Source organism: Leptospira idonii (assembly GCF_004770995.1).
GTDB classification, from domain to species: domain Bacteria; phylum Spirochaetota; class Leptospiria; order Leptospirales; family Leptospiraceae; genus Leptospira_A; species Leptospira_A idonii.
Genome location: NZ_RQHW01000042.1, coordinates 187,742 through 212,195 on the forward strand (window position 1 = coordinate 187,742; position 24,454 = coordinate 212,195).

Consider the following 24,454-nt stretch of genomic DNA (forward strand, 5'->3'; position numbering starts at 1 on the left):
AGATTAAACTCTTTTCTTTGGTAGATATTTATAATATTCCATTTCCAGTGTATTGATTAGGAAAGTATAATACTTCACTAATTTTTTATCGAATTTCTTTTTGTTCATTTCTTCCCGATAAAAATCAGCCAACTGACTCCGAAAGAGTGCCGTCTTCATATCATTTCGATTGATGAGAATCGTATTCGGCATATCTCTGATTGCAATGTCATCAGGAACGATGATGGTAGAGACAGCTTGTAAAACCGCATACTCGACAGTGGATGCGATTTTATCTTCGTCTTTCTCTTTCGCAAGAGTCATGTTGTTCCGTTTGATGTTGTCTAGGTTTTCGTAGATTCTTTTTTTCAAAGATTTAGGATCCAATACTTTGTCCGTGATCTTATTGAATCGTTTGGGGAATACGAAATTGTCCGCCGCTTTGAAGATGTGAGCGAGTTTTTCTTCTTTCTGTCCTCCGGAAGAATCCTCGTCTGAGGAAGAAAAAGATGTGTTTGCCGATGCAGAAGAAGGTTTCCCCCAGTCGGAAACTCCGGGAAACTTCCCCGAATTTTTGATGTCTTCTCTGATCTCAGAAGTGGTTTTCTCTCGAAAGAAAATGGCGGCGAAAAAACCTGCTGCTATAGAAAAAGGAACTCCGAAGAAAATAGGAACCGCAGATCTCAGATAATAGCCGGCAGTAACAAAGATTAAAGTAGATACGATAAAGGTTAAAATTCCGGGGATGACATTGAATCTGCTTCTGATTTCATCCGATTTCGCCTTTTCCTCTTCTTCCTGCTCCATATTGCGGACTTCCGCATTCATTTTGGCGATGATGTCCGGCTTGAGTTTTCCGTTCAGTTCAGGATGTTTAGGATTGGAAAGTCTATGATTTATAATTTTAGCGTATTCTAATTGTTTTTTGTATTCCGGGTTTGATTTTCCCTCGAAGGCAAGTTTGTGAATGACTGCCGCAAGATAACCGTGATCGACCACATAGTAGGCGCTGGAACCATCGGGGCGTTTTTCTTCATAATAGGAAAAATCGGAAAAAACGTCGTCTTTCAGTCGTTTTACATATTCTGTTGCTTTTTCTTTGGAAGTGATTCCCGCTTTTGCTACTTCTTCTTCGAAATCGATTCGAAACAAGGTATGATTCGTTTTTGTGAATTCTGGAATTTTTGCGACCACTGCTTGTTTGACGGTAGTATAAATGTTGTCGTCTTTTCTATGAATGACGGAACCTTTTTCTTCCGTAAGTCTTTTTAGAATCTTTAAACTTAATTCGACCGTTTCTTTCAGAACCAGGATTTGATTTCCTTTGCCGGAAGGATAAGGGAATGTTTCGATGATAGAGATGAACTTTTTTACTTTTTCTTCCGGGTTCATCTTCTCCGCATTGTTTGCGAATTTAGGCTCTGAGAAATATTGATTCAAACGATCTAAAAAGCCTTCGTAGTTATTTTCTTTCGCCACTTTGACGAGAGTTTCTTTTACGAATGTTTCCAAACCGTCTAACTGAGCTAAGATTTGGTTCACGGTTTCAGGAAGTTTTTTGAAACTTCCGTCGGAATGAATCTCTAGTTCATCGATGACTATATGATAATCGTTCAGAATGGGAAGCGCCGAACTATTGTTTTTTGCATAATTTACGAAATCTTCCAGGAAGTCCGTCATGGGAATATAAGGAACATTCCCGAAACCTTTTCGGATGAGAGAAGATACTTCCGCTTCCAGACTCGCAAGTTTGGGATAAAGCCAGGTTTGGCCTTCCTTGTTTTTTTGAAGAAGAATGCTTCCCGGATTTTGTTCGTCCCAGTTCCGTCCCTTTTTTCCCCGATTGTCCAGGAGCATTTTTGCAAGTTCTTGTGAAAAATGAAAACATGCCTGGCGGTAAGGAATGGTATCGGTTTTGTTTTCTTTTTGAGGAGCGATCAGAGCGATTTTACTGGAGATTTTATTTCCGGATCTGATGAGATAAGGATATGCATAAGCGACTCTGTTCTGACCTCTGTGATCTATATCCAGAATTTGCCTTAACGCTTGATAGATGGCTTGATCGGACTTCGCTTGTCCGCTTAGGTTATTGTATTTGCCCAAAGCCTCGGGGATTTTGTCCAGAGTGAGAAGGTAAGATGCGTGTTTTTCCCTGCTACCGTGTTTTTCGATTCGTTTGTGCCAGTCTTTCAGTTCGTCTAATATACATCTGGCGGTGGGAGTCAGTGTTCCGATCGCATCGGACAATTGGATATAGGACTGGGAACTGGTGTTGCGTACTTCTTCCGCACCGGCTTGCTGGGAAACCGAGGTAGTGTCCGTTAAATCTATATCGTCTTGGTCTGGCATTATGTTTCCGATGAGTTGCGAGCTACTATTTCTGCGATGATTTTCGCCCCACGGGCTATTTCTTCCTTGTCACGGCAATATGTCAAACGTATGCACTGTTTGGTGTGTGAAAAATCAGTGGTTAGGCCGGGAAAGAAATAATGTCCGGAGACAATGTACACATCCCTTTCCTTACAAAGCCTGTACAGTTCTTTATTTGTGATTTTTAACCGAGGAAAATGAATCCATAGGAAAAAACCTCCGTCCGGCTCATGGAAAGAGTATGCTAAATTTTGTGACAAAAAAGCTTCTTCCAGAATTTGGACTGCGATTTTGGATTTTTCTTCGTAATACGGCCGTAAGATGGTATTCGCCGTTTTTACCAAAGTGTTTTCTTTCCAGAAAACCTTAGCAAGAGAAAGTCCCAGATTCCCCACTGCCAAATTGCCGACCGCTCCGAAGGAGGAGAGTAGGGAGATGATTTCCGCATCTGCAATGATGATCCCTGTCCTCACTCCCGGCAGACCCACTTTGGAAAAACTCAGAGACAAAATCATTCCAGGCATCCAATGGATCGGTTCTGCAGCGCCGATCAGATTCGGGAAGGGGTTGCCATAAGCCAAATCCAGCAAAAAAGGGATCTTATATTCCTTTGTTTTTTCATAGAGCCAAAGGGTCTCTTCTTTAGAAAGCACATTGCCAGTAGGATTGGTCGGTCGGGAAAGAACCACGCATCCTGCGGAAGCAAAATCCAAATTTTCTTTATCTAAGCCGTAGCGAAATCTATGAGCCCCAGTGGACAATACTTTAGGAACTACGGATGAGAATACATTGTCTTCCCACGTCTGATCCGCATAACCGATGTATTCCGGGACAATGGGAAGTATGATCTTTTTAAAACTACCGTCCTCCATCGTTCCCGAAAAACAGTTCAATAGGTAGGAATAAGCGTTTTGACTCCCGTTGAAAAAAGCGATGTTTTCTCCTCGAATTTCCGCCCCTAGATGTTCTTTCAAATATTCCGCTGTGGCGTTGCGGATGTCGTCGTTTCCGATCGGAGAAGAGTATTCACCAAACATCGATTCAATTTCGCCGGAGGAAATTAATTGTAAAAGGGCCTCTTTGTAGATCTTTTCCACTTCCGGAATTCTGGCAGGATTTCCTCCTCCCAATAGGGAAGTGGTTCCTTTGGGTTTCCCTAAAGCGGAGCCCAAGTCTTCCATCAAGCTCTGGATTCCGTTCGAACCGGTGATTTTGCGGGCAATTCGGGAAAGAAGCATGGTTTTTGGCCGATTCCTGGGGAAAATGAGCGCTAAAACCTCCTATTTTCCTTTCCTAATCTGTGGTACAAGCAAAAATTATGTTCTCATAACGAAAAAGGAAGTGACATAATTCCAGGAAACCTTAGGAAAGAGACATAATAAAGGAAATATGTTGGATGAGCACGGATACAATACAAAGACCGTTAAAAAAACAAAAAGAAATAGAATTTCACAAACCCACTCTCTCAAGAGAGGATTTAAAAGGGGTTTTGGAGTGTTTGGTAGACGAACATCTCTCCACAGGTGAAATCGTAGAGCGGTTTGAAAAATCGTTTTGTCATACTTTTAAATATAAACATTCAATCTCCTGCAACTCTTTGACTTCTGCATATCATTTAACCTTGCTTGGGTTAGGTGTTGGAGAAGGCGATTCAGTGATTCTTTCCAGCTTCGCACCTGTTGCCGCTTTGGATGCGATTTTTCTAATCAAAGCGAAGCCGGTTCTTGTGGATTTGGCAAAAAATTCTTTTTTCCCTGATGCGGAGGAGTTCCGTAAAAAAAGAGAAGCTCATAATCCTAAAGTTGCGGTTTTCGATCACAGTTTCGGTTCCTTGATCAATATCGCCGACTATGAATTAGGTGAAACGATTGCGATTGAAGATTACAGTGAAGTGATCGGAGCTACTTCCGAAAAAATCACAGTAGGAAGACAAAGCAAAGTTTCCATTTGCGGTTTAACTGCTGAAAATATGATCACTACCGGAAACGGTGCAATGATCACCACAAACGATTCCAGTTTGGCAACCGCTTTACGTTCTTTGAAATCGGATCGTTCTTCCAAAAGAGTTTTAGGAGAACCTAAGTTTGATTACAGCCTAATCGACTATCAAGCCGCTTTGGGAATCGAACAGCTTTCCAAATTGGGAGTGATTCTTGAGAGAAAGAAAAAAATCGCACAGGCTTATCTGCAAGCGGTTCAAAACTCAAGACTAGAAACTTATTTCGCTCAGCCGAATGAGGATACATTTCACCGTTTCCCTATCGTCGTTTCCACTCAAGGATATGAGGAAGTGGAAAGATATTTCAAGTCCATTCATATCGGAACGCAAAGAACGATCACTGAACCTTTACACAATATTCTGGAAGAAAATAAGCTGGATTATCCGAATGCGGAGAGACTCTATCAAAGAGGCCATTGTATTCCCGTCTATCCTAACCTAACAAAGGATAATGTGCAAAGAATTGCGACGGCAATCCGCAGAATTTACTGACGGGTAAACGCCACGCATTTATTCTCTCTCGACCCTTTATTTGAGTATCTCCTCTTAGGAGGAGATTTTCGTCCCGATTCCGCCTTATTACGAAGAAGTTTCTCTTTGGAGAAACTTTTCTTTTTTCTTTCCCGCCCGGAGGATTTGATTTTAGTCAAGGATGGCCTTGATCCTAATCTGCTTGCCGACTGGAAGGAGTTAGGTTGGGAGATGGGAACGGAAACAAAGGAAGGTTTTCTTTTGCCGGAAGATCTCTCCTTAGTGGAGTGGGGGCAACTTCATAATTTTACTGACGGAAGTTTGGTGATAGACCGGTCTCTTTTGGAAAAATCCTCATATCTCAACTCTAAATTGATACAAAACGATTGGAAAGAGGATTCAGGTCTTTCCCCTCTCTGGACCAAACGAATCTCTTCCGAAGATTCTCTCATCGATTTTCTCAATGAGCTGGAATCTCCGGTCGTTTTGAAGAGTGAGTTCGGTCTGGCAGGAAGAAATCAGATCGCTATCACAAGTAAAAGCCAGTCTTGGAAATTACAACAAATTACAAAACGTTTGTTCCGTTATCCGATCTTAGCGGAAGAATGGGTAGGTGAGTCACGGTTTTATGATTTTTCCACTCTTTGGGATTTTTCGAATACAGGGCCTGTTTATTTGGGAAGCACGGAAATGATCGTGGAAGAAGATGGAACCTTTCGAGGTATCAAGATGAGTCCTCAGACGGAAATCAATTTGGTGCCTTATCTGGACCTTTGTTTTCATACCGTCAAAACTGTTTCTCGAACAAGTGAATTTTCTCATTTAGGCCCTGCGGCAATGGACGGTTTTTTATTTCGTTCCCAGGAAGGCAAAACGGTTTGTCAGCCCATGTCTGAAATTAACTTTCGTTATTCGATGGGACGGATTTTATACGAGATCCGTAAAAGAAGATTGGTAAAGGAATTCGAATCGGGGATTTTATTTTTACCTCTTTCCAAAATCAGATCCTGGTCGGAATGGGCATGGATTTCCAAACTAAGAAACGATACGAACTCTGTTTTGTTTTATGTGACTCCCGCCAGAGATGAAAGAGGAAAATTATTTCAAAACGTAGGGTTGTATTATGAGGCGAACGAACAGATGGACGGACCTTCTCTCTTCGCTAAGATAGCGGAAGAGTGGCAGGCTTTGGGAATGTAATTTGTTCATAATTTTTGCGATGGTTTTATTTGTTTTTAGGAAGGACGGGAAATGGAAATGAACGATTTAAAATTAATCTATGTTACCGTAGGCAGTTTGGAAGAAGCCAAAAAAATCGCTACAACAATCGTTTCTGAGAAAAAAGCTGCTTGTGCGAACATTTTGCACCCTATGACTTCTTTTTATTTTTGGAAGGGGGAACTTCAGGAAGATTCCGAAATCGTTTTGATTTTTAAAACCAAAGAGGCTACGGTTGGATCTTTAACGGAAAGGATCAAGGAACTTCATTCTTATGAAGTCCCTTGTGTGGTCAGTCTTCCGATCGAATCGGGTAACACTGCTTATTTGGATTGGATTCGAAATTCAGTATAAAAATCGGAAACTTTTTGATAGAGAGACTCTGCGCCTAAAGAATTTTTCCAATCGATAAACGGTTGGGGCATATCCACGGAAGACAACCAAGGAGTGCAAGGGCATTCCTTAGGTAATACCATATTTCCTAAAAGGCTAGCAACTGTTAAATCAACTCTTCCGAAAGATTTACCGTTGAAGAACTTGCGTTCTGAATAAATTTTCTTCAACTCGTCTGTGCTTTGTCGAAAAACCTCTTTCACTGCTTCCGTGTTTTTAGGAGTCACTTTGTACCTTTTTCTGAGAACAAGTGATATGAGGTCGAAATGTTCCGGGGGGCCGACAGTCACAGGTTTAGGCAGGGGAGTCAATTGAAACAATTTGCCTATGATCTCAGGATGTTCTAAGATAAAACTATAGAGAATGGTTTGCAGACTTTTTCCGATTTGTGTATCGATTTTGTTTTCCCATTCTTTTTCTTCTTCCGTAGCCGGTTCGGCAAAAGCTTGTCGTTCCACTAAATCAAGAATTGCACCTGATCCTTGTATTACGGTCTCGCCGTTTTGTAACACCGGGACATAAGCTTCCGATACGATCGGTTTTAAGATTTGGACATGGGTTCCGGGAATCAAAGGTTTCAATTCGTAGTCGTAAGAGGCAAGATCCAAACCCCATCTGGCCTTTTCTGAGAAGTGGGAAATCGGGAATATGTATAGCAGTGGTTTCGTCATCAAGAGATGAGCCTATTCCTCTTTTGGAAAGAGTCAAGTTCTAAATACGAGGCTTGTTCGATCTGCATTGGTCGTTTTATAATAAGGTCCATCGAACCAAAGAAACCAGAGGTTTGCTCCAGACAGGGATCGGTTTTTTGAAGAAAGGTCTTTTGGGAAATAGAATGAACAATTCCAAAGGATAAAGTTTATTTTCTTCTATTAATTTTTGTTTGTCGGTAAATGCGGATAGTTTGTCCGGATTTACCACAGTATACATGGAAACTAATCCTGAATCTTTCCATTGAAAGGATCTAAATCCGATCGGTCTGCCGTTTTCATAAGCCAAGATGGATTCGGAGCCGTTCGCTTGCACCATATAGTATTCTAGTTTGCGTCCTTTTTGCAGCTCGTTCGTTCTGATTAAGTAAGCAGCCACTCTGAGTCTTCCGAAGAGAGGGATTCTTGCCGCATGCACTTTGCCTCCTCCGTCCGACCAAATAGCGATTTCTTCTTTTAAGTAAGGGATGAGTTTTTCAGGATTCCCTTCCGAGGAGGCGATGAGGAAGCGATGCATCAGGCTTCTTCTTTCTTCTTGGCCGGTTACGAATTTTTTCTGAGACGATTTTAACGTCTTTTTTGCTCTAGTCAATGTTTGGCGACAAGCGTCTTCCTTTTTGGAAACCGCTTTTGCGATGAGGGAATAATCCAATCCGAACGATTCTCTCAAAAGAAAAACAGCTCTTTCCACAGGATTTAACTTTTCCATCAAATGCAGAAAAGCCAGATCCAAACTTTCCGGATTCACTTCTTCCTGAGGATCGGGGATCGGTTCTGCAAGCCAAGGACCTATATAGGTTTCTTTTTTTCTTTTGGACTTGCGGATCGAATCTATGGAGAGTCTTGTTGCGATCGTACACAAAAACGCCTTAGGAGACTTGATTTTTCCCGTAAGGGATTTTTGCCACCTAAGGAACGTTTCTTGGACAATATCTTCCGAATCGCTGATGCTTCCCGTCATGCGGTAGGCGATTCCGAAGATAAGTCCTTTGTGTTCTAAAAATTCTTTTAGGCCTTCCATAGATAGAAGTTAAAGTATTTTTCCATTTTCATAGAGAAGATGGTTAATTTGCAAATGGTTTCTTTGATTCTCGCAGCAGCTTTTGCTTTCCAAACGATTCCAATGGGAGTGTCGTCCCGCAAAGAAGATTGTACGACTCCGTCTTTTCTTCCCAAACTTACGTTTCTTCCCAGGTATGCCAGTGAAAACGGTTTTTCACCTAATTTTGATTTTGCGCCTAGAAGAAAACTGAGTCTTTCTGCCGCATAGATTCCCATCGGCATGGCGGAAGCACATGCCATTCTAAGATGGCTCCCGCTAGGAGAATCGACTTGAATTCCGTCTCCCGCCCCGATGATTTCAGGATGAGATTTACATCCCAGAAATTCGTTCACCAGAATTTGTCCTTTGGGATTGACAGGGAGAGAAGATGCCGAACCCACAGGCGAGGCTTGCAATCCGTTCGAGAATATGCATATATCGTGTTTGAGTTGGAATCCTGCGCTTGTATGTATGCTTCCTTCGCTGAAACTTGTCACTTTGGTATCTTCCAAAATATTTACTTGATTCTTTGTTAGATGGTCGATCATCCAATTTCGTGCCGCATCCGAAAACCCGCTTCCTAGTTTTCCGTTCTCTATGATAGAGAGTTCCGAATGGGGAAATGTTTCCGCAAGTTCCGCCACCGTTTCGATTCCACTGAGTCCCGCACCTATAATGGTGATCTTCGGTTTGGAAATTTGACGCAATACCTGGTTCATTTTTCTGCAATCTTCCACTTCCGCTATGGAAATATAATTAGGCAGATCGGGATTTGACGGTAGTTTTTGAACACCTAACGCATAAATCAGATAGTCGTAGGAGAGGGTTTCTTTGTTCTCTAAAAGAATTTCTTTTTTATCTCCGTTGATTTTATCGATTTTTCCCAATTTGAGGGTTATTTTTTTATGTAGCAAATCGGAGATAGGGTATTCTTTTTTTAGGTTACCAGCTAACAACTGATGGTTGCGAATTCTTTCCTGAAAATTAGGTTTGTCCGTAATGAGAATCAATTTGAGGGGCAACTTTTTTCTAGCGAGTCGGTTGGCTGCAAGAATTCCTGCGTAACCTCCTCCTGCAATGATGATGGTTTTTTGGTTTTCCATGTGATTTCCTCTGTTTGCAGTAAAGACGTTTCTGTTTTCTTTTTGTGACAGAGGTTAGAAAAAAAATCTAAATTTTTTGCACAATCGTTTGACAAGTAAATTTATGTTTAGTATATTGGCTATGGGCTTTCCAACCAACCATTTTGATCGGAGGGAGTGTCTTTTGGGTTCGCTTACTTTCTCAAAAGAGCTTCTCCCTCCTATTTTTTTACATTTCCCTGCCATCCAATTGAATCGATTTCTACCTTCTTCCTCCGTAGTAATAATTATTGTAGCGTGAGTGGGCCTGAGGGTATCCCCAGGCTCCTCCTCGACTTCCTTGCGAATAAAATCCTCTTCTGGAATATCTATGATTGTAGTAATCTGCCTGTTCTCCCATTCGAATTTCGTATTCGATTTTTCCCCTTTCCTGTGCATCCATACTGGCGACTGCATTTCTGAATGTTCTATCTCTCAAAATCGTACAGGGCTCCATTCTGGGGAATGTGTAGTATCCATCCGGTGGAAGTAAACATTCCGTCGTATAATATATTCCCGAATTCTTCCTTGAGTTTTCGATGTATGTTTTGATTTGTTGATCCTGCCAATCGGCTTTTTTCATCCATCTATCATTGAATTGTATGGACATACATCCTGAAGAAAAGCCTTGAATCAAAATGCTTAGGAAAATAAAATATTTCCTCGTTGGCAATGAAAAGCACATGGATTGAATTTAACAGTTTGTTCGGAAATTTCCATAGGGGATTGCCGAAATTGCGGATTACCACTATAAGAGGGTTTAGGTTGATTTCAAAATGAATAGAAACGTGTTTTTATATATTCTGATCTTCTTTTCTTTCTCGCTTTCCGCACAAAATGCAAATAAGGAAAAGGCGAAACAAATTTATGATAAGATTCCTCCTAATGTTTGGTTGGAGGAAAAAAAGAATTTAGGAGTAAGTCTGGGTAGGATAGGAAAGGATGCGGAAGCTTACATTCATTTACTATTTAAAGCGGATAGTTATTGGGATCGTTTGGCGGGAGTTTCCGCAGCTTCTGTTTATTCTTCCGACTCAATAGACTCGGCATTGGTTCAATTGCATTTAACGGATCATATGGTGGAAAGAGAAACGAAAGATTTGATCGCTTCTCAGCCGAAGCGTTTTTCGAAATTTCTTTATTCTATTTGGAATGGGAAAGGAAAAAAGGAAGATCGATCGAAAGTTCTTTATCTGCTTGCCGAGTCAGATGCTTCGGATGTGATCTCTCTTTTGAAAAAGGAATCTTCGGATTTGAATTCCGAATTTAGAGAAACTGCATTTTCTCTTTTGACCGATAAAAAGAATTTTAAGGATGAGGGATTCATTCGCTCTTTTTTAGAAGATAAAAAGCTGCGTTTGCTCGTATTGCAGCATATTTACGAAACGGGTTCTCCTTCCGACAAAACCTTGATGTATGAGATTCTCAGAAAGAAAAAATCGGAATGGGGAGAGTTCACCATAGCTATCAGCGCTATCAAAAAATGGGGAAAGTATTCGGAACAAGAATCTGAATATTATAAAACTCTGACGGAAGAAAAAGACGAATCTAAAAAACAATATGCGATCCATTTGCTCGGAGAGATCAGATCCGAAGCGATTAGAAAAGAATTATGCGAACTGGCGGGATTCGGAGCCGAGCAAGAGTTAAGATTGGTCGCTGCAGAAACTTTAGTTCCTTACCAGGACATTGGCAATCGTCCCTGCTTGAAAAGAATTATCAAAGAAAAATACGAATCCAGAAGAAGATCTCCCGATGTAATCGATGTATTTGCTACGATCATTACCGCAGGTTTTTCCAATATCATTCAAGGAATGAGGGAAAACAAATCCCAATCCGATTTTTTAGGGAGACAAAATGAGATCAAAAAACATCTTCAATTCTTAGAGTTAAAGGCGGAAGGGAAGTAATTAATTTATGGATAAATCAATCAACGTTTTAGGCGGCCCTTTGCAGCCTTGTTCCCACGAACCTATGACAGGTTTCTTTCGTGACGGATGCTGCAATACTTCGGATGAAGATTTGGGTTCTCATACGGTTTGCATCCAAGCGACGGAAGAGTTTCTGGTCTCTCAAAAAACTTCTGGCAATGATTTGATGACTCCTAGGCCGGAGTATTCTTTTCCCGGAGTCCGACCTGGTGAAAAATGGTGTCTCTGTGCCAGCAGATGGTTGGAAGCGTATCGAAACGGAGTTGCTCCTTTGGTATTTCTGGAATCCACCCATAAACGGGCGTTAGAGATTATACCATTGGAGCTTTTGGAAAGATTCGCTGCTGAGACGGAATCTTACTGAGTTTTAATAAAATTTTTCGCATACATCCTTGTTATATAGGATGTATTGCTGAGGAGTCTCGCCAATATCCCGTGAATAGGATGTTCTACCGGGTATATCTCCCGATACTTTTGGATTTCCAAGTTTTCTATTTCCTTGTCAGCCTCTTCCGCCGCTAAATATGCTTCTTTAGTGATTACATTTCGTACGTAATCGAAATCCTTCCATTCGTCCAGACTTCTGGATGGTGCGGTTGTTAGTGCAACAGATACCGGATGGCTGTTTTGTTTTTTGCCTATGATTTCTTTGATTAAGTAGTATTGGTATTCTTCGATCAAAGTGTGTCTTTCCGTTATGTATTCGATCATGTTTACTTTCGCAGAATCGAATCCGATCATCGATAAAAATTGAACCCCTACTTGTTTTCCGAATCCTACTCTGGGCAATACGGAGGAATGGTATGGCTGTGTGAGGTCTTGGAGATAATGGAGAGCCCATCCTGCAAAACGATGTCCCCAGTAAGGATGGCCCGTCTGAAATGCATATTGTGAAAGTTTGGTGAACTGATGGATTCTATATTCGGGATATGTTCTTTTTAGGAAACCCGCCAATGCGAATATCATTTTCGATTCATGAAAGAATCCCATGTGAAACGGTGCCTGAGAAGAATATTCTATTTTAGGATTTCCAAACGGTTGTTCGCCGAACCCGTACACTTGGCCGAACTCTGACTCATTGTCCTTGAATAGATATAGATCTAAATCGTAATCGGGTTCGTCTACTGCAGTGACAAGAATGTCCAGAGGGGAAACGGATTCCCCTTCCCTGAGCGGTAGAAATGCTTCATAAACTAATTTCCCTTTGTCATTCAGTGTAGTTATATTAGGAAGTTCTTTAGATGGTTTGGAAACGGGAGACTTCTCGACGGACTGTATGTACAAACTCGCTTTGTGCTGGGGGTTCACCCGAAGAGCGGTGAAAAATAGAAAAGGAAGATTTTCTTTTTTAGTTCCTGTTGGAGGTGTGAATTTTAATTTCGGATCCGGCTTGGGGCAGTGGGGAAGTCTTTCCGCAGCCCATTCGTCCGATTCATCCAATATCGCTTGAATTCCTTTACTTTCCTTACTTAAAAAAGAAGCCAGACTTTCCGCTTTTACTTTAGACGGAGGTGAAGTTTTCCAGTGATCCTTTAGGATAATGTGAGTGAGACCTGCATGATTGCTCCAAGCAAACATTGGTAAGGTGAATGTCAGCAGAAACGCAGCGATGGTTATATTTTTTTTCATTGAGTTTAATCTCCTCGTTTTTCTTGAAACGTTCTTCCGTTCCAAATATGATGCCTTTCATAATATTCGGTGGCGGATTCGTCTTCTATATCATAATTTCTTGATACTTCCAGTATGGTGTTCGGATGACCTTTATAGGTTTTTCTTTTGATTTTTGAATCTGCAGGTAATGTTTGATTGGGAAATACGAGCCAGGATTCAGCACAAGCAGGCGGATCGCAAGAACCGGCTAACCAAGAAAAATGGCCCGATAGTTTTCCTTCCTGGTCGATGCTGATGATGGTTTCATTTGTATAACCGTATTCTATTTCAGAAAAAACGAAATGTTTTAATCCGAACAATGTGCCCGGATTCGGTTTGAATGCGACGGACTCATAGGAAACGACTCCCCATGCTTCATTGCCTACCGGGCCAGGTGCCAGTTTGAGCTCGGAAATTACTTTCCTATCTTTGACGGACTTAAGTTCTATCCCTTCTCTGATGGGGCCTAGATTTCTTGCCAGGATCGTATGTTTGCCTACTGTGAATTGATAGTCGGCAAGTAAGGAGCCCCATACGTATCCTTCTTCTTTGTCTGTTTTTATTTTATACCAGTATTCTTTGATTTTATCTTGGGTAAGAAGGGATTTTGTTTTTTGCAGCACTTTGACTTTGTCGCCTGGCTGTAACTTTTTGATGACTTTTGATTTTAGATCCGTTTTTTCTCTTATATTTACATTTTCACCAAACACGAAATAATCGGTGTTCTCTTTTTTTTCCGGAAGGATGTTGTCCCAGTGTCCTTCCGCAAAAATGGGTGTGAGAGAATGAAGTGAAATAAATACGCAAACTAGAACGAAACGAAAGGAAGACATAGCACTAAAAAAGATGATTTTCCTATGTTTCGTCGACTTCTTTTCCCTGACGAAGGTTTTTTTTCGTCTTCTCTCATCCGAAAATAATAATATGGATACCTAGATCGAGTGATCTTCGTCCAGGTATGGATCTCTCTGATGGAATGGTTTTAATATGATTTTAGCGCAACTTGCGAATCCTTATTCAATCGAGCAGATCAAGGTTTTGGAAGATAGGGTTAGTTCCTACGAGACCTGGGTATTTGTCCTAGTATTTTTTTCCGCCGTTCTTGCTCTTATTTCCATCATGCAGCGATTAACAATTGCTAAGTTAAAAAGAACTCATTCTTCACCCGAGAATACCGATTCTAAAACGAACAGTTTACCTGAAATTACTTCTCTTCCTGACGTTCATACGATCACTCAAACGGTTCCTTTGGGCACTGATTTTCCTAAAATCCAAGATTTATTGGAGCCTGGACTCGTTTATAAATTCGTTCTGCCCGGTAAATCCTTCGAAAAGATCATCACCATCGGTAAAAACGAAGGTACAATTCGTACTTTTTCTTCCGATCTTGTAGACTACCACTTAACCATTGTCATTAGAAAGACGGGTGAATTCGAGGCCGATTCCGAAGAAATCGCTGAATCGTATCATATAGAGCTACGCAGAGAGGGAAAGGTTTTGATTTCTTTGCCAGGTGAGTCCGGGTTGAGAGAGATGAATGCGAAAGAAAAGATATATGTCCAGAATTTTCCTGCGGAGGACGAGATTGTTTCTTATTCCGGAATTGAGAGCAAAGATCCGATTCGATTTCGTTTAGGGGAAAGATGGAATTCCGAAAATCGATTCATAAAAGGCTATTTTGAATTTCATTTTTTCAGTAAGGATGTGAATGGAGTGTCTCCATCCGGCAGTCATTCTCTTGAAAAACAATTTTTCCTCAGAGTTTATAAGGTTTATCCCGGTTATGATACCGCCAAACAACAACAAGATGGGTCCTTCCCTATGAAGGACTCTTTCGTAAAATCGGTTTAGTTTTTATTTCAGTTTGTGTCCGCTTGCATTTCCTAATCCATCGTAGGCGGCGTATTTATATAGATCGTGCAGAGTCGGAAAATTGAAGGCAATGGAGATGATGTCGTTCAAGGTTTTTTGGGATTCCACAAGACTCAATCCGAAGTGTATCAGCTCCGTTGCCTGAATTCCTATGATATGAACGCCTAATACTACTTGAGTTTTTCTATCGAAAACTAGTTTTAGATACCCTTCGTTCGCTCCCAGGATTTTACCTCGGGGCATATTCGCATAAAAGGCTTTTCCCGTGAGAATTTCTTTCCCTTGAGAAGATGCTTCTTTTTCGGAAACTCCCACCATGGAAACTTCGGGGATGGTATAAATTCCATAAGGAAAAATTCCTGCAAGTTTGTCGAATCCGTCCGTTGAGAACATATGTGTGACTGCGATCCTTCCTTGGTCCATACTTGTGCTGGCAAGTGCAGGAAATCCGATCACATCTCCTACTGCATATATATAATCGATGTTTGTTTGGTAATGTTCGTTGACTTCCACGGCTTCTCTTTTTCCTACTTTGACTCCGTTCTCTTCCAATTTGAGCCCGGCAGTTTTTCCGCTTCTTCCCGCTGCGAATAAGAACATATCCACTTCCAAGATTTCTCCTGACGTTAGGTGGATTTCGAAGTTCCCTTCCTGATCGGCCGGAGAATCTATTTTTTCTAGTCCGGAATTGAAGATCACTTGGATTCCGTCCTTTCGCATTTGTTCTACAAGGCTTGCTGAGATTTCGCTGTCTAGGAAGGGAAGAATTTCATCTCGCGTGTCTACCAGATAGATCGGAATTCCTATCGTTCCGAAGATGGTGGTGTATTCGCATCCAATCACTCCTGCACCTAATACGCATAAGGATTTTGGGAAACGTTTCAGATTGAGGATCGTGTCCGAGTCGTGGATTCTTTCCCCGTCAAAAGGTATGTTAGACGGACGGAACGGATAGGAACCTGTTGCGATTAGGATGAAGTCTCCTTCTATTTCCGTATTGGATTCTCCTGAGATTTTTACTTTATGGTTCCCTGCGAATTCGGCATGTCCGTAAAAAAGAGTTATTTTATGTTTGGTGATGTTTTGATTGATTGCATCCACTTCCGATCGGGTTACGTAATTTCTTCGGAAGTAAAAATCTTCGATGGAGGCGTTTCTACGCAGATCTTTGTCCACCCCGAAGATGCCTTTGTCGTTTTTGCCAGAGAGGAAGAGGGCGGTTTCTTTTAAAGTTTTGGAAGGAAGGGTTCCCGTGTGGACTCCCGCTCCTCCTGGAGCAGGTGCCATTTCGATGAGAGCCACTTTTTTGCCGAAGTAAGAGGCTTTGGCGGCGGCTTTTTCTCCGGCAGGGCCGGCCCCAATGACGATGAGATCGAAGTGCAGCATGCAGGGCTCCCTGGGTGAGAATCTTCGATCCCCGCCCTACATTGGGTGGGGCTGACCGCCCGCCACCCAATGCGTCTCTACTAACATGGTTTGTGTTGTTTGGCGATCCCGATTTTCGGTTTGGAAAAAATTATTCGAAAATGTTCACCTTTTTGCCCATTTAGTTGCAGAATTCTTTGATCGCCTCGTAAGCCTTCTCAAAACCCAGCTCCCCCGATTTGCTTAGATCCAAACAGCCTGTCTCTTTTTTCTCGAGAAAGATTTTAGACAGTCCTAAAAAAAGATATGCATCTGGAATTTCGGGGGTTAATTGAATCACTTTGCTATAATCTGCGATCGCTCCTTCATTATCTTCTAAGTTGTTTTTGGTTCTGCATCGGAAGACGAGATGACTGTCGTCATCAGGGTCTAGTTGCACTGCTAAATCTATATCTGTGAGAGCACCTGCAAAATCGCTTAAGCGCTCTTTTGCTTTGGCCCGGAATGCATAGGTTTCTGCGGTTTTTGGATCATACAAAATCGCATGATCGAAATCGGCGATAGCTTCCTTGTTTTGATTGAAAGCATACTTCAAAATACCACGTAATAGATAAGCATTTCCGTTTTCTGGATCTAATGCGATCGCCTTGTCGTAATCAACCAAAGCTCCTTCATAATCTTTGGTTTCGAATTTTACACTTCCTCGCGCAGAATGAGTGTCCGGGTTTTTCGGATCTAGTTTGATCGCTTTGTTGAACTCTTGAATAGCTTCTTTATAATTTCCTTCATCTAACTTAGAAACTCCTTGGCTGAAAGAATCTGTCGCTTGAGAGTGTAACGAATGAATGTATATTAGGAAACTAAGTAGCGATAGAAGGAGCTTTTGTCGGTTCATAATGTTCGAATTTACCTTATTCCTCTCATCTTTAGAGTTAGGATTGGGTGCGGGCTATAAATAAAACTTAAATAGGTTATAAAAAAGCCCGAGAGATTTCCCGGGCTTTTTGTTTTGCATCGATTCGTTTGAGTTCGGATCGATCGGTTTGTGAAAGAGTCGTTTATGCTCTTTCTACGATCATTGTTCCTGCGATTCCACCATGAGCGCAAGCAGTCACTAGAACTTTCTTTGCGTCTTTGTTTTCTTCGAAGTCCATGATCGCGTTGTGAAGAAGTCTTACACCTGTCGCTCCGAATGGGTGACCGATTGCAATGGATCCACCGTTCGGGTTGATTTTTTTCTCATCGAATTTTTTCTCCCAATCCAAACCTGTTCTGGTTTTGATTTCTTCGAGAGCCGCAACTGCAGTAGCAGCAAAAGCTTCGTGGATTTCGATGATGTCGATGTTTTCGATTTTTTCACCCATCTCTTCCAATAGAGATGTAGTCGCTTCCGCTTGTCCAAGACCCATAAGGTTTGGATCCACTCCGCGCATTTTAAAACCGGTTACATAGGCTTTCGCTTTCAATCCTAGTTTGTTGGCAGCTTCTTCGGAAGCTACGATCAGACCTGCTGCTCCATCGGAACGAGGGCTTGCATTGAAGATGGAAAGAGTTGGTCCGTGAGACTTTTTCAAGTAAGTGCCGTATTTCTCTTTGAATTGGTCAAATTTCATTTGAGGGTTATCAAAGAGGAGCATCGCACGACCCATACGAGTAGGGTTTTTTACAAGACCTTCTCTGAGTAGTACAGCTTCGTCCGCTTGCAAAGGATTTCCTTCGTCGTCTTTTACTTCCATAATGTACGGTTTGTAGCGACCTTCTTGCGTTGCTTCGAAAGCTCTTTTGAAAGATTCGTAAGCCACTTTATCTTGTGTTTCACGAGAAAGTGCATAGTTTTGAGCGAGGATCTCAGCAGTTACCTGCATACCGAAACTGGTTTCTCCATCGCCTAATCCGTCTTCAAGTGTATCACGAAGTTCTACACCTTCCGGAAGGTCGTTCGGAAGAAGTTTTACTAGAGAGTCTATGCTGTTTGTCTTTTTGTTCAAACGAGCATTTCTAACTACGAAAGGCATAGAAGTTTGGGATTCTTCCCCGATGACTAGGAAAACTTTTCCTTCGCCTAATGCTATTCTTCTTGTAGCTTCTGCAACCGCTTCCAAACCGGAAACGCAGTTGTTTGCAACAGTAAGGCAAGGAATTTCCATAGGAAGGCCGAGAAGGTTTGCGATCACTCTTGCAGAGTTAGGTGCATTAGAAAAACCTTCTCCTACGATCACTCCGTCGATGTCGGAAGGCTTAAGGCCGCTTCTTTTCATCACTTCTTCGCCTACTAGTTTTCCTAGATGGTGTCCAGGGTATTGAGCAAGAGCCTTGCCGATTTGGGCAAAAGGAGTTCTTGCAGGAGCTGCGATAACGACTTTTTGAGTTACTTTCATGTTCTGTCCTTTTGTTAAAAAATCTAAATTATTTAGCCAACCACTTCATCATAGAACGTAGTCTTTTACCTACGTCTTCGATCGGGTGAGCGGCATTCTTATCTCTTAAGTTTTTGTATTCAGGATAACCTGCTTTCGTATCTGCCATCCAACGTTTTGCAAAAGCTCCGCCTTTGTCTTTTTGGATGTCGTTTAACACTTCTTTCATGCGGGCTTTTACGCCTGCATCGATAATGCGAGGACCGCTTACGTAGTCTCCGTATTCAGCAGTGTCAGAGATGGAGAAGCGCATACGTGCCAAACCACCTTCATAAATTAAGTCGGTGATGAGTTTTGCTTCATGAAGGCATTCGAAATAAGCGATTTCAGGATCGTATCCTGCTTCTGTCAAAGTTTCGAAACCGTTCATGATCAGGTTGGAAATACCACCGCACAGTACAACTTGTTCGCCAAATAGATCCGTTTCCGTTTCTTCACGGAAAGATGTTTCTAAAATTCCTGCTCTTCCTCCGCCTACTCCTGCTGCATGAGCGAGTGCGCGTTTTTTAGCGGAACCTGTCGCATCTTGGTAGATAGCGATGAGGCAAGGAACCCCGCCACCTTCTGTAAATACGCGGCGAACTAAGTGTCCTGGACCTTTAGGTGCTACCATATAAACGTCTACGTTTTTAGGAGGAGTGATGAGATCGTAATGAATGTTGAATCCGTGAGAGAATACGAGAGCTTTTCCTTCCGCAAGATGAGGTTCGATCTCGTTTTTATACATATCCGCCTGAATCGTGTCAGGTGCAAGGATTTGGATGATATCCGCTTTTTTTGCCGCTTCTGCAACGGAATAAACTTCAAAACCGGCTTCTTTCGCTTCTGCAACCGACTTGGAACCGTCTCTGAGACCAATGATTACTTTTAAGCCGGTATCTTTCATGTTTTGGGCTTGAGCATGTCCCTGGCTTCCGTAGCCAATGACTGCGATGGTTTTGCCTTTTAATATATTTAGGTCGCAACTGTCGTCGTAATAGATATTTGCCATGGAGGGGCACACTTCCTAAGGAATGATTTTACTGATTTTTCCATTTTTTTGTAAACAGGGGTGGGAAACAAGAACGAATTAGGCCAAGTTCTTAGGCAGTTTTCTGAATCCGGTAATTCCCGAATAGTGGTTGCACCGAACGATTCCCGAAAAAGAGAATGGGTTTGGAGCGAAACAATGAAGTTGCGTGCCATTCAGATTCTTGTCATTTCCCTTTTGCATGCAGGCTGTGTAGGCGGTTTTTCTGCCCAACTTTCCAATGACCTTGATTTCATCGCTTCGATCTTCGGATTTTCCAATTCTAAATCCTACTATTTGGGAGGGACTGTTTCCGGGATGTCCGCCTCTATGTCCGGATTGCAATTGGAAACCTCCGGAGAGATCGTCACTATCAATGCAAACGGAACATTTAGGTTCACAAAGGAATTTAAAAAAGGGGATCAATTTGTAGTTCGAGTCTATCAGCAGCCCAGAGGAAGCGTAGGAGGGCAGTCTTGTCTCCTTGGAGGGAATGAGAGTACTTTCGGAGATGCTGATATTATGTCTGTTGTCGCCTCTTGTTCGGATGCAGCTCTTATCGAAATTTCTGTTACAGGTCTTGCCGGAAGCGGTTTCACCTTACTTAACAACGGCGGAGATTCTTTGACAGTCAGTGGGAGCGGAAATGTCACTGCCGCTTTTTCACAAACTATGACCGAAGGAACCTATAACGTCACAATGCAAACGCAGCCTTCGAATGTATGGCAAACTTGCACTCTTGACAGTGCAGGATCAAATACTGGAACTGCGGCACCTCCTTTCCCCCGTAAATACACAATCGCATATACTTGTGTGACCAATCAATACGCGGTCAAAGCGTACGTTACCAATCTTGTAACGACTCCTGCGCCTACGGGAACTTTGGTGGTTCAGGAATCCGTAGGAGGAGGATCTGCGGTAGACATCACTTCCATAACCACTTCCGCAACTGCAGCAACCCTCTCCACTTTATTCAGCGGATCTTCCTATAATATAAGCATCAACAGTTCTCCTTCCTATCACAACTGTAATGTGGTGGGAGCGACAGGAACAGTAGGAGGAGGAGATGTAATCGTTCAGGTCGACTGTGCCGCAAATAACGTTAGTGTCGGGGGAAGTATCTCCGGCCTTTTGGGAACAGGTTTGGTGATCACTGCGAATGGTGGAGGCGGACAAAATCAAACCATCACGGCAGGAAGCAGCACCTATGCCTTCAGTCTCGCACACGGAACAAGTCTTACTTTGACGATTTCTTCTCAACCGCAAGGGCCTACTTATTGGCAGACTTGCACTTTTACTGGGACAGGCACTGCAACTTCTTCGTCTTATACGATCGATGCGGGAAATGTCGCCGCGACCAATGCGATCAATATCCAATGTGTGAATAATGAATATTTGGTGAACCTTCAATTCACCGGAATCAGTGCGACAGATACCGGTACCATCAGTTTTGCGACCGGATCACAGACGTTAACTGCTGTGGATAGCACATCTGCACAGGGAATCGTTTCCTTTCCCACTGCCGTTTCCAGCGGTTCCACATACGGCGTCGTAATTACAGGAATCAGTTTTGCTGCGGCAGGTAATTCCAAATCCTGCACGGTGGTTGGCGGAACCGGAACCATTCAAAACTCTGCGGTCACTGTTACGGTCAACTGCAGTAATTTCCCTAGCGTTCACGTAACTGTGGCAGGTCATTATTCCAACTTTACCTTAACAGAAACGGCATTCAATAATTCCAGTCCTAGGACGGTTAATGCGAACGGATTGTATTCTTTTGTTATTCCGCAAAACAGCACTTATTCGTTAACTATGAGCACTCCTGTGGATCAAACTTGTACTTATACGAGTGGTTCCGCCTCTGCGATGATCGGAACCACATCTGCGAATGTCACAATCACTTGCAGTCCGATTGTGGCAGGAGTCACACCTGCGGACGGAGCCACGAATGCCGGTGGGAACGTAAATGTGGTCGTTATTTTTAATAAGGCGATCGCTGCCGGTTCTTTGACCTTCAACGGAGGAACCAAAACTTGCAGCGGAAACTTTCAGGTCTCTGCGAATGATTTTCTCAGTTGTGTTCCTATCGCCTCCATATCCGGAGGGGGAACGAACACGATCACTTTGAATATCAATGCAGGAACTCTTTGGTATGGAAGATCCTATAAGACTAAGGTATTGAATTCAGTGGCGGATACAGGCGGTATTTCCATGTCCTACCCTGCATCACCAAGCAATGGATATTTATCTTTGAACGGATTTAATACGGGTTATCTGCTCCATTCTTATGAAATGAGTGGAGGGAGTTTGACGAATGCAGGAAGTGCTGGAGGAAGTTTGGCCAACCAAGGTGGGTCTCCTCCCACAAGAGGTGTAGACGGAGATTCCGGTTCTGCGTATCGTTTCGATGGAAGTTCTCAGTATTTATCCGGTTCCGATTCCGGTCTTCCAGCGGGGGCATCTGCTAGAACTCTTTGTGCTTGGATGAATTTGGATAAACAACCTGTCCTTGCATCGGAAAAATTTCCTATTATCAGTTACGGAACCCAAAACACCGGCGAGGGAAGTGAATTAGTATATTCAAATATATCGGGAACTACTCTTTCTTTGTCTTTGACTGGATTCGGTTCTCCTAATTTGGATAGAGCTGTGACGATTCCTTTAAATACATGGGTACATACCTGCGTCAAATACGACGGCTCGAATGCTACTTTTTATGTGAATGGAAAGAATATCGCGATGCCTTCTGCGATCACTTTGGGAACCGTGCTCGGAGGAGGTTTGCAGATAGGAAAAAGAATCGGTACTTCCGATTTTTTTCCGGGAAGACTCGACGGGGTAAAGTTATTCGGAGCTTCTCTTCCTGACGTTCAAATCGGTTATCTTTCTACCCAGATTCCCGCAAATTTAAAAGCAAGATACAATTTGAACGGCAACGGACAAGATGTGAGCGGAAACGATTTCGATTTATCTTCCTCGGGAACGGTCACAAGTGTAGTGGATCGGTTAGGTGTGACCAACGGTGCTGATCTATTCAATTCGGGAAAGTATTCCTATCCTTCCGTAATTTCCACGTCCCTTTCTAACGTAACCATGACTGCTTGGATTCGACCAGTCGGTAGTTCTTATCCTGGAACGGAGATGGACGTCATCATCAATGGAGACAATAGCTTTAACGGATATGCGCTTTATTTAGATGGTGGGGCAGTCTGTGCCATCCGAGGTTCTATCTCCCTTACTTGTTCCACTGCTATCCTTCCTTTGAATGTTTGGAGTCATGTTGCGATCAGAGGATCCGGCAACACATGGGAAGTTTTTATCAACGGGATCAAAGCCAAAACCGATCCTAACCCGGGGAATGCTTCTTTGCCTACGAGTCCGGGAGTGTTTGCGATCGGAAACAATGCCCCCAATACCGCACCTTTTCCGGGAGAAATCGATGATGCGCGTCTTTATGAAACGGCTCTTTCTGATGCCCAAATACAAATGTTAGCTGGTTATTATCCTCATCAAACCACTGGCGCCATTGATACTGCGGCATCTAATCATAATTTATCCCTTCATCTACAGGCGGAACGTTTCGGTTACACTGCGGCTACCGGTAGCATCACTGCTGGAACAATTTGGAGAGATTCCAGTCCTGGAGCCAACGGTCATTCCACATCCACAGGCACTCTTTCTTATAATTTAACAGCGGTAAACGGGAAGATAGGGATTCAATTTGCTTCCGGTGGTTATTTTGGAAGCAATACGAACGGGTTTACGGGAGGCTCTTCCGTTGCGACCGCATATTATCTGTTCAAGACTCCTGCCACTTTGGCATTAGGGGCGCTCGCTACTTTTCAAGCTACAGCAAGCAGTTGTTCGGACGCACAATATGCATACATAGACGATTCCACTTCTTCCTTTGCGACCGGAAAATGTTTTTCTTCCGCTTCTTCTTCGAATGGACTTGCGGGGGGACAGGTATATATGGGAGAGTCTTTGTATGATGCGACTACTGTCAGTTCATTGTGGTACGGAGTGAACGGAGGAAGTAATTCCAGTGGACCGATTACCGTCGGGGCATTCAACGCGCCTTTGAATTATACGATCGGGTTCAATCACAGCGGACAGTATTTTGTAGACGGTTATATTTCAGAAGTGTTGTATTTTAAATCGGCGTTAAGTACTGCTGACCGTAATCTCGTAAGATGTTACCTTTCTTCTAAATACAATATTCCCGTGGGAAATATCTGCAATTAAAAGGATTTCAAAACTAGAAATGAACGACCATAATTTCAAACCTTCCCGTTGGACCATTCGGCTCAAATTGATTTCCATCATTTCTGTCATCATCATACTCGGCCTTTCCTCGATGATCTTTCTGGCTTCCGCCTATTTTAAAGATGATTCGGAAAAAAGAATCCAAGAAAACAATCTTCAGTTAGCGGACATTATCGGGCAAAAGGTGGAAAACGAATTTTACTCCATAGCCTATAAGATCAACAATATGGCGACCATATTGAAACAATCCTTAAAACAAGATCAAACTTCCGTTTTTACGGATTTGTTTTTTAGAAACAATCATGACTACATCTATATGGCTGTGGCGCAGGCGGATGGAGATAAGTTACTGGTCCGCAAAACCATTCATAACGAAAAGTATCTGAACGAGAACAATCTGACATTGGAAACGATCGAGCAGATGAACATCGCTTATGCGAACGATTTCCTGAGATCGGGAAGCGGTGCGACCTCCGTCATCAATGTAAGTTCCAGTTGTTTGAGTCCTTGTTTGGGGATGAGCATTCCTTTTGGAGATCCGAAAAATTCCGAATTTGTCATTTTGTATCTGGACGCTGTGGAATTTATGAAAGCGTTTCAATCCGCAGGAATCACAACTACTTATCTTGTGAATGATGCGG

The 24,454-nt window shown here is 42.5% G+C and carries 19 protein-coding genes; 7 read left to right on the plus strand and 12 right to left on the minus strand.

What is annotated here, in order from left to right:
• Window positions 1-3: 3 nt before the first annotated feature.
• Window positions 4-2,328 (minus strand): hypothetical protein, encoded by a 2,325-nt coding sequence (locus EHS15_RS11410; RefSeq protein WP_135760692.1) that lies wholly within the window; start codon window positions 2,326-2,328, stop codon window positions 4-6.
• Complete coding sequence (locus EHS15_RS11415; protein WP_135760693.1) at window positions 2,328-3,587, minus strand: valine--pyruvate transaminase; 1,260 nt, start codon at window positions 3,585-3,587, stop codon at window positions 2,328-2,330. Before EHS15_RS11415 ends, EHS15_RS11410 begins: the two co-directional genes overlap by 1 nt.
• 158 nt (window positions 3,588-3,745) lie before the next feature.
• On the opposite strand from EHS15_RS11415, the gene EHS15_RS11420 reads away from it, so the two are divergent.
• The 3 genes from EHS15_RS11420 (at window position 3,746) to cutA (ending at window position 6,391) form a co-directional block, all read left to right on the plus strand.
• Window positions 3,746-4,840, plus strand: coding sequence for a DegT/DnrJ/EryC1/StrS family aminotransferase (locus EHS15_RS11420; protein WP_135760694.1), 1,095 nt, complete (start codon window positions 3,746-3,748; stop codon window positions 4,838-4,840).
• 105 nt (window positions 4,841-4,945) lie between these two features.
• Entirely contained in the window at window positions 4,946-6,019 is a 1,074-nt protein-coding gene (locus EHS15_RS11425; RefSeq protein WP_167884217.1) for a hypothetical protein, read from the plus strand.
• 57 nt (window positions 6,020-6,076) lie between these two features.
• Window positions 6,077-6,391: a divalent-cation tolerance protein CutA gene (cutA, locus tag EHS15_RS11430; protein ID WP_135760696.1), complete on the plus strand. Its 315-nt coding sequence runs from the start codon at window positions 6,077-6,079 to the stop codon at window positions 6,389-6,391.
• On the opposite strand, the gene EHS15_RS11435 is transcribed toward cutA, so the two are convergent.
• From EHS15_RS11435 to EHS15_RS11450, 4 genes are all read right to left on the minus strand, one after another.
• On the minus strand, window positions 6,361-7,101 hold the full coding sequence (locus EHS15_RS11435; protein WP_135760697.1) for a glutathione S-transferase N-terminal domain-containing protein: 741 nt from the start codon (window positions 7,099-7,101) through the stop codon (window positions 6,361-6,363). The genes cutA and EHS15_RS11435 overlap by 31 nt on opposite strands.
• 76 nt (window positions 7,102-7,177) lie before the next feature.
• Entirely contained in the window at window positions 7,178-8,161 is a 984-nt protein-coding gene (locus EHS15_RS11440; protein ID WP_135760698.1) for a sigma-70 family RNA polymerase sigma factor, read from the minus strand.
• Complete coding sequence (locus tag EHS15_RS11445) at window positions 8,149-9,285, minus strand: NAD(P)/FAD-dependent oxidoreductase (RefSeq protein WP_135760699.1); 1,137 nt, start codon at window positions 9,283-9,285, stop codon at window positions 8,149-8,151. Before EHS15_RS11445 ends, EHS15_RS11440 begins: the two co-directional genes overlap by 13 nt.
• A gap of 241 nt (window positions 9,286-9,526) precedes the next feature.
• Entirely contained in the window at window positions 9,527-9,913 is a 387-nt protein-coding gene (locus EHS15_RS11450) for a hypothetical protein (protein ID WP_135760700.1), read from the minus strand.
• A 166-nt stretch (window positions 9,914-10,079) separates the two neighbouring features.
• Here EHS15_RS11450 and EHS15_RS11455 point away from each other — a divergent pair, with 166 nt between their 5' ends.
• Together EHS15_RS11455 and EHS15_RS11460 are read left to right on the plus strand one after the other, a co-directional pair.
• Complete coding sequence (locus EHS15_RS11455; protein WP_135760701.1) at window positions 10,080-11,213, plus strand: HEAT repeat domain-containing protein; 1,134 nt, start codon at window positions 10,080-10,082, stop codon at window positions 11,211-11,213.
• A gap of 7 nt (window positions 11,214-11,220) precedes the next feature.
• On the plus strand, window positions 11,221-11,598 hold the full coding sequence (locus EHS15_RS11460) for a DUF2237 family protein (protein WP_135760702.1): 378 nt from the start codon (window positions 11,221-11,223) through the stop codon (window positions 11,596-11,598).
• Here EHS15_RS11460 and EHS15_RS11465 read toward each other — a convergent pair.
• The gene (locus EHS15_RS11465; protein ID WP_135760703.1) at window positions 11,592-12,863 is read right to left on the minus strand and encodes a phospholipase C/P1 nuclease family protein; all 1,272 of its coding nucleotides are present in this window, start codon (window positions 12,861-12,863) and stop codon (window positions 11,592-11,594) included. The two genes, EHS15_RS11460 and EHS15_RS11465, sit on opposite strands and share 7 nt — an antisense overlap.
• Before the next feature lie 5 nt (window positions 12,864-12,868).
• Window positions 12,869-13,717, minus strand: a complete 849-nt coding sequence (locus EHS15_RS11470; protein ID WP_135760704.1) for an SH3 domain-containing protein — start codon at window positions 13,715-13,717, stop codon at window positions 12,869-12,871.
• Window positions 13,718-13,871: 154 nt separating this feature from the next.
• On the opposite strand from EHS15_RS11470, the gene EHS15_RS11475 reads away from it, so the two are divergent.
• Window positions 13,872-14,735, plus strand: coding sequence for a hypothetical protein (locus EHS15_RS11475; protein WP_135760705.1), 864 nt, complete (start codon window positions 13,872-13,874; stop codon window positions 14,733-14,735).
• A gap of 3 nt (window positions 14,736-14,738) precedes the next feature.
• Here the strand turns inward: EHS15_RS11475 and sthA are convergent, their stop codons facing one another.
• From sthA to ilvC, 4 genes are all read right to left on the minus strand, one after another.
• Window positions 14,739-16,142 (minus strand): Si-specific NAD(P)(+) transhydrogenase, encoded by a 1,404-nt coding sequence (gene sthA / locus EHS15_RS11480; RefSeq protein WP_135760706.1) that lies wholly within the window; start codon window positions 16,140-16,142, stop codon window positions 14,739-14,741.
• Window positions 16,143-16,302: 160 nt separating this feature from the next.
• The gene (locus tag EHS15_RS11485; RefSeq protein WP_135760707.1) at window positions 16,303-17,016 is read right to left on the minus strand and encodes a tetratricopeptide repeat protein; all 714 of its coding nucleotides are present in this window, start codon (window positions 17,014-17,016) and stop codon (window positions 16,303-16,305) included.
• Window positions 17,017-17,179: 163 nt separating this feature from the next.
• The gene (locus tag EHS15_RS11490; RefSeq protein WP_135760708.1) at window positions 17,180-18,499 is read right to left on the minus strand and encodes a thiolase family protein; all 1,320 of its coding nucleotides are present in this window, start codon (window positions 18,497-18,499) and stop codon (window positions 17,180-17,182) included.
• 28 nt (window positions 18,500-18,527) lie between these two features.
• On the minus strand, window positions 18,528-19,529 hold the full coding sequence (gene ilvC, locus EHS15_RS11495) for a ketol-acid reductoisomerase (RefSeq protein WP_135760709.1): 1,002 nt from the start codon (window positions 19,527-19,529) through the stop codon (window positions 18,528-18,530).
• Between the two features lie 177 nt (window positions 19,530-19,706).
• Here ilvC and EHS15_RS11500 point away from each other — a divergent pair, with 177 nt between their 5' ends.
• Window positions 19,707-23,792 carry a LamG-like jellyroll fold domain-containing protein gene (locus tag EHS15_RS11500; protein WP_135760710.1) on the plus strand — a complete coding sequence of 1,362 codons (4,086 nt, stop codon included), beginning with the start codon at window positions 19,707-19,709 and terminating at the stop codon, window positions 23,790-23,792.
• Window positions 23,793-24,454 lie beyond the last annotated feature (662 nt).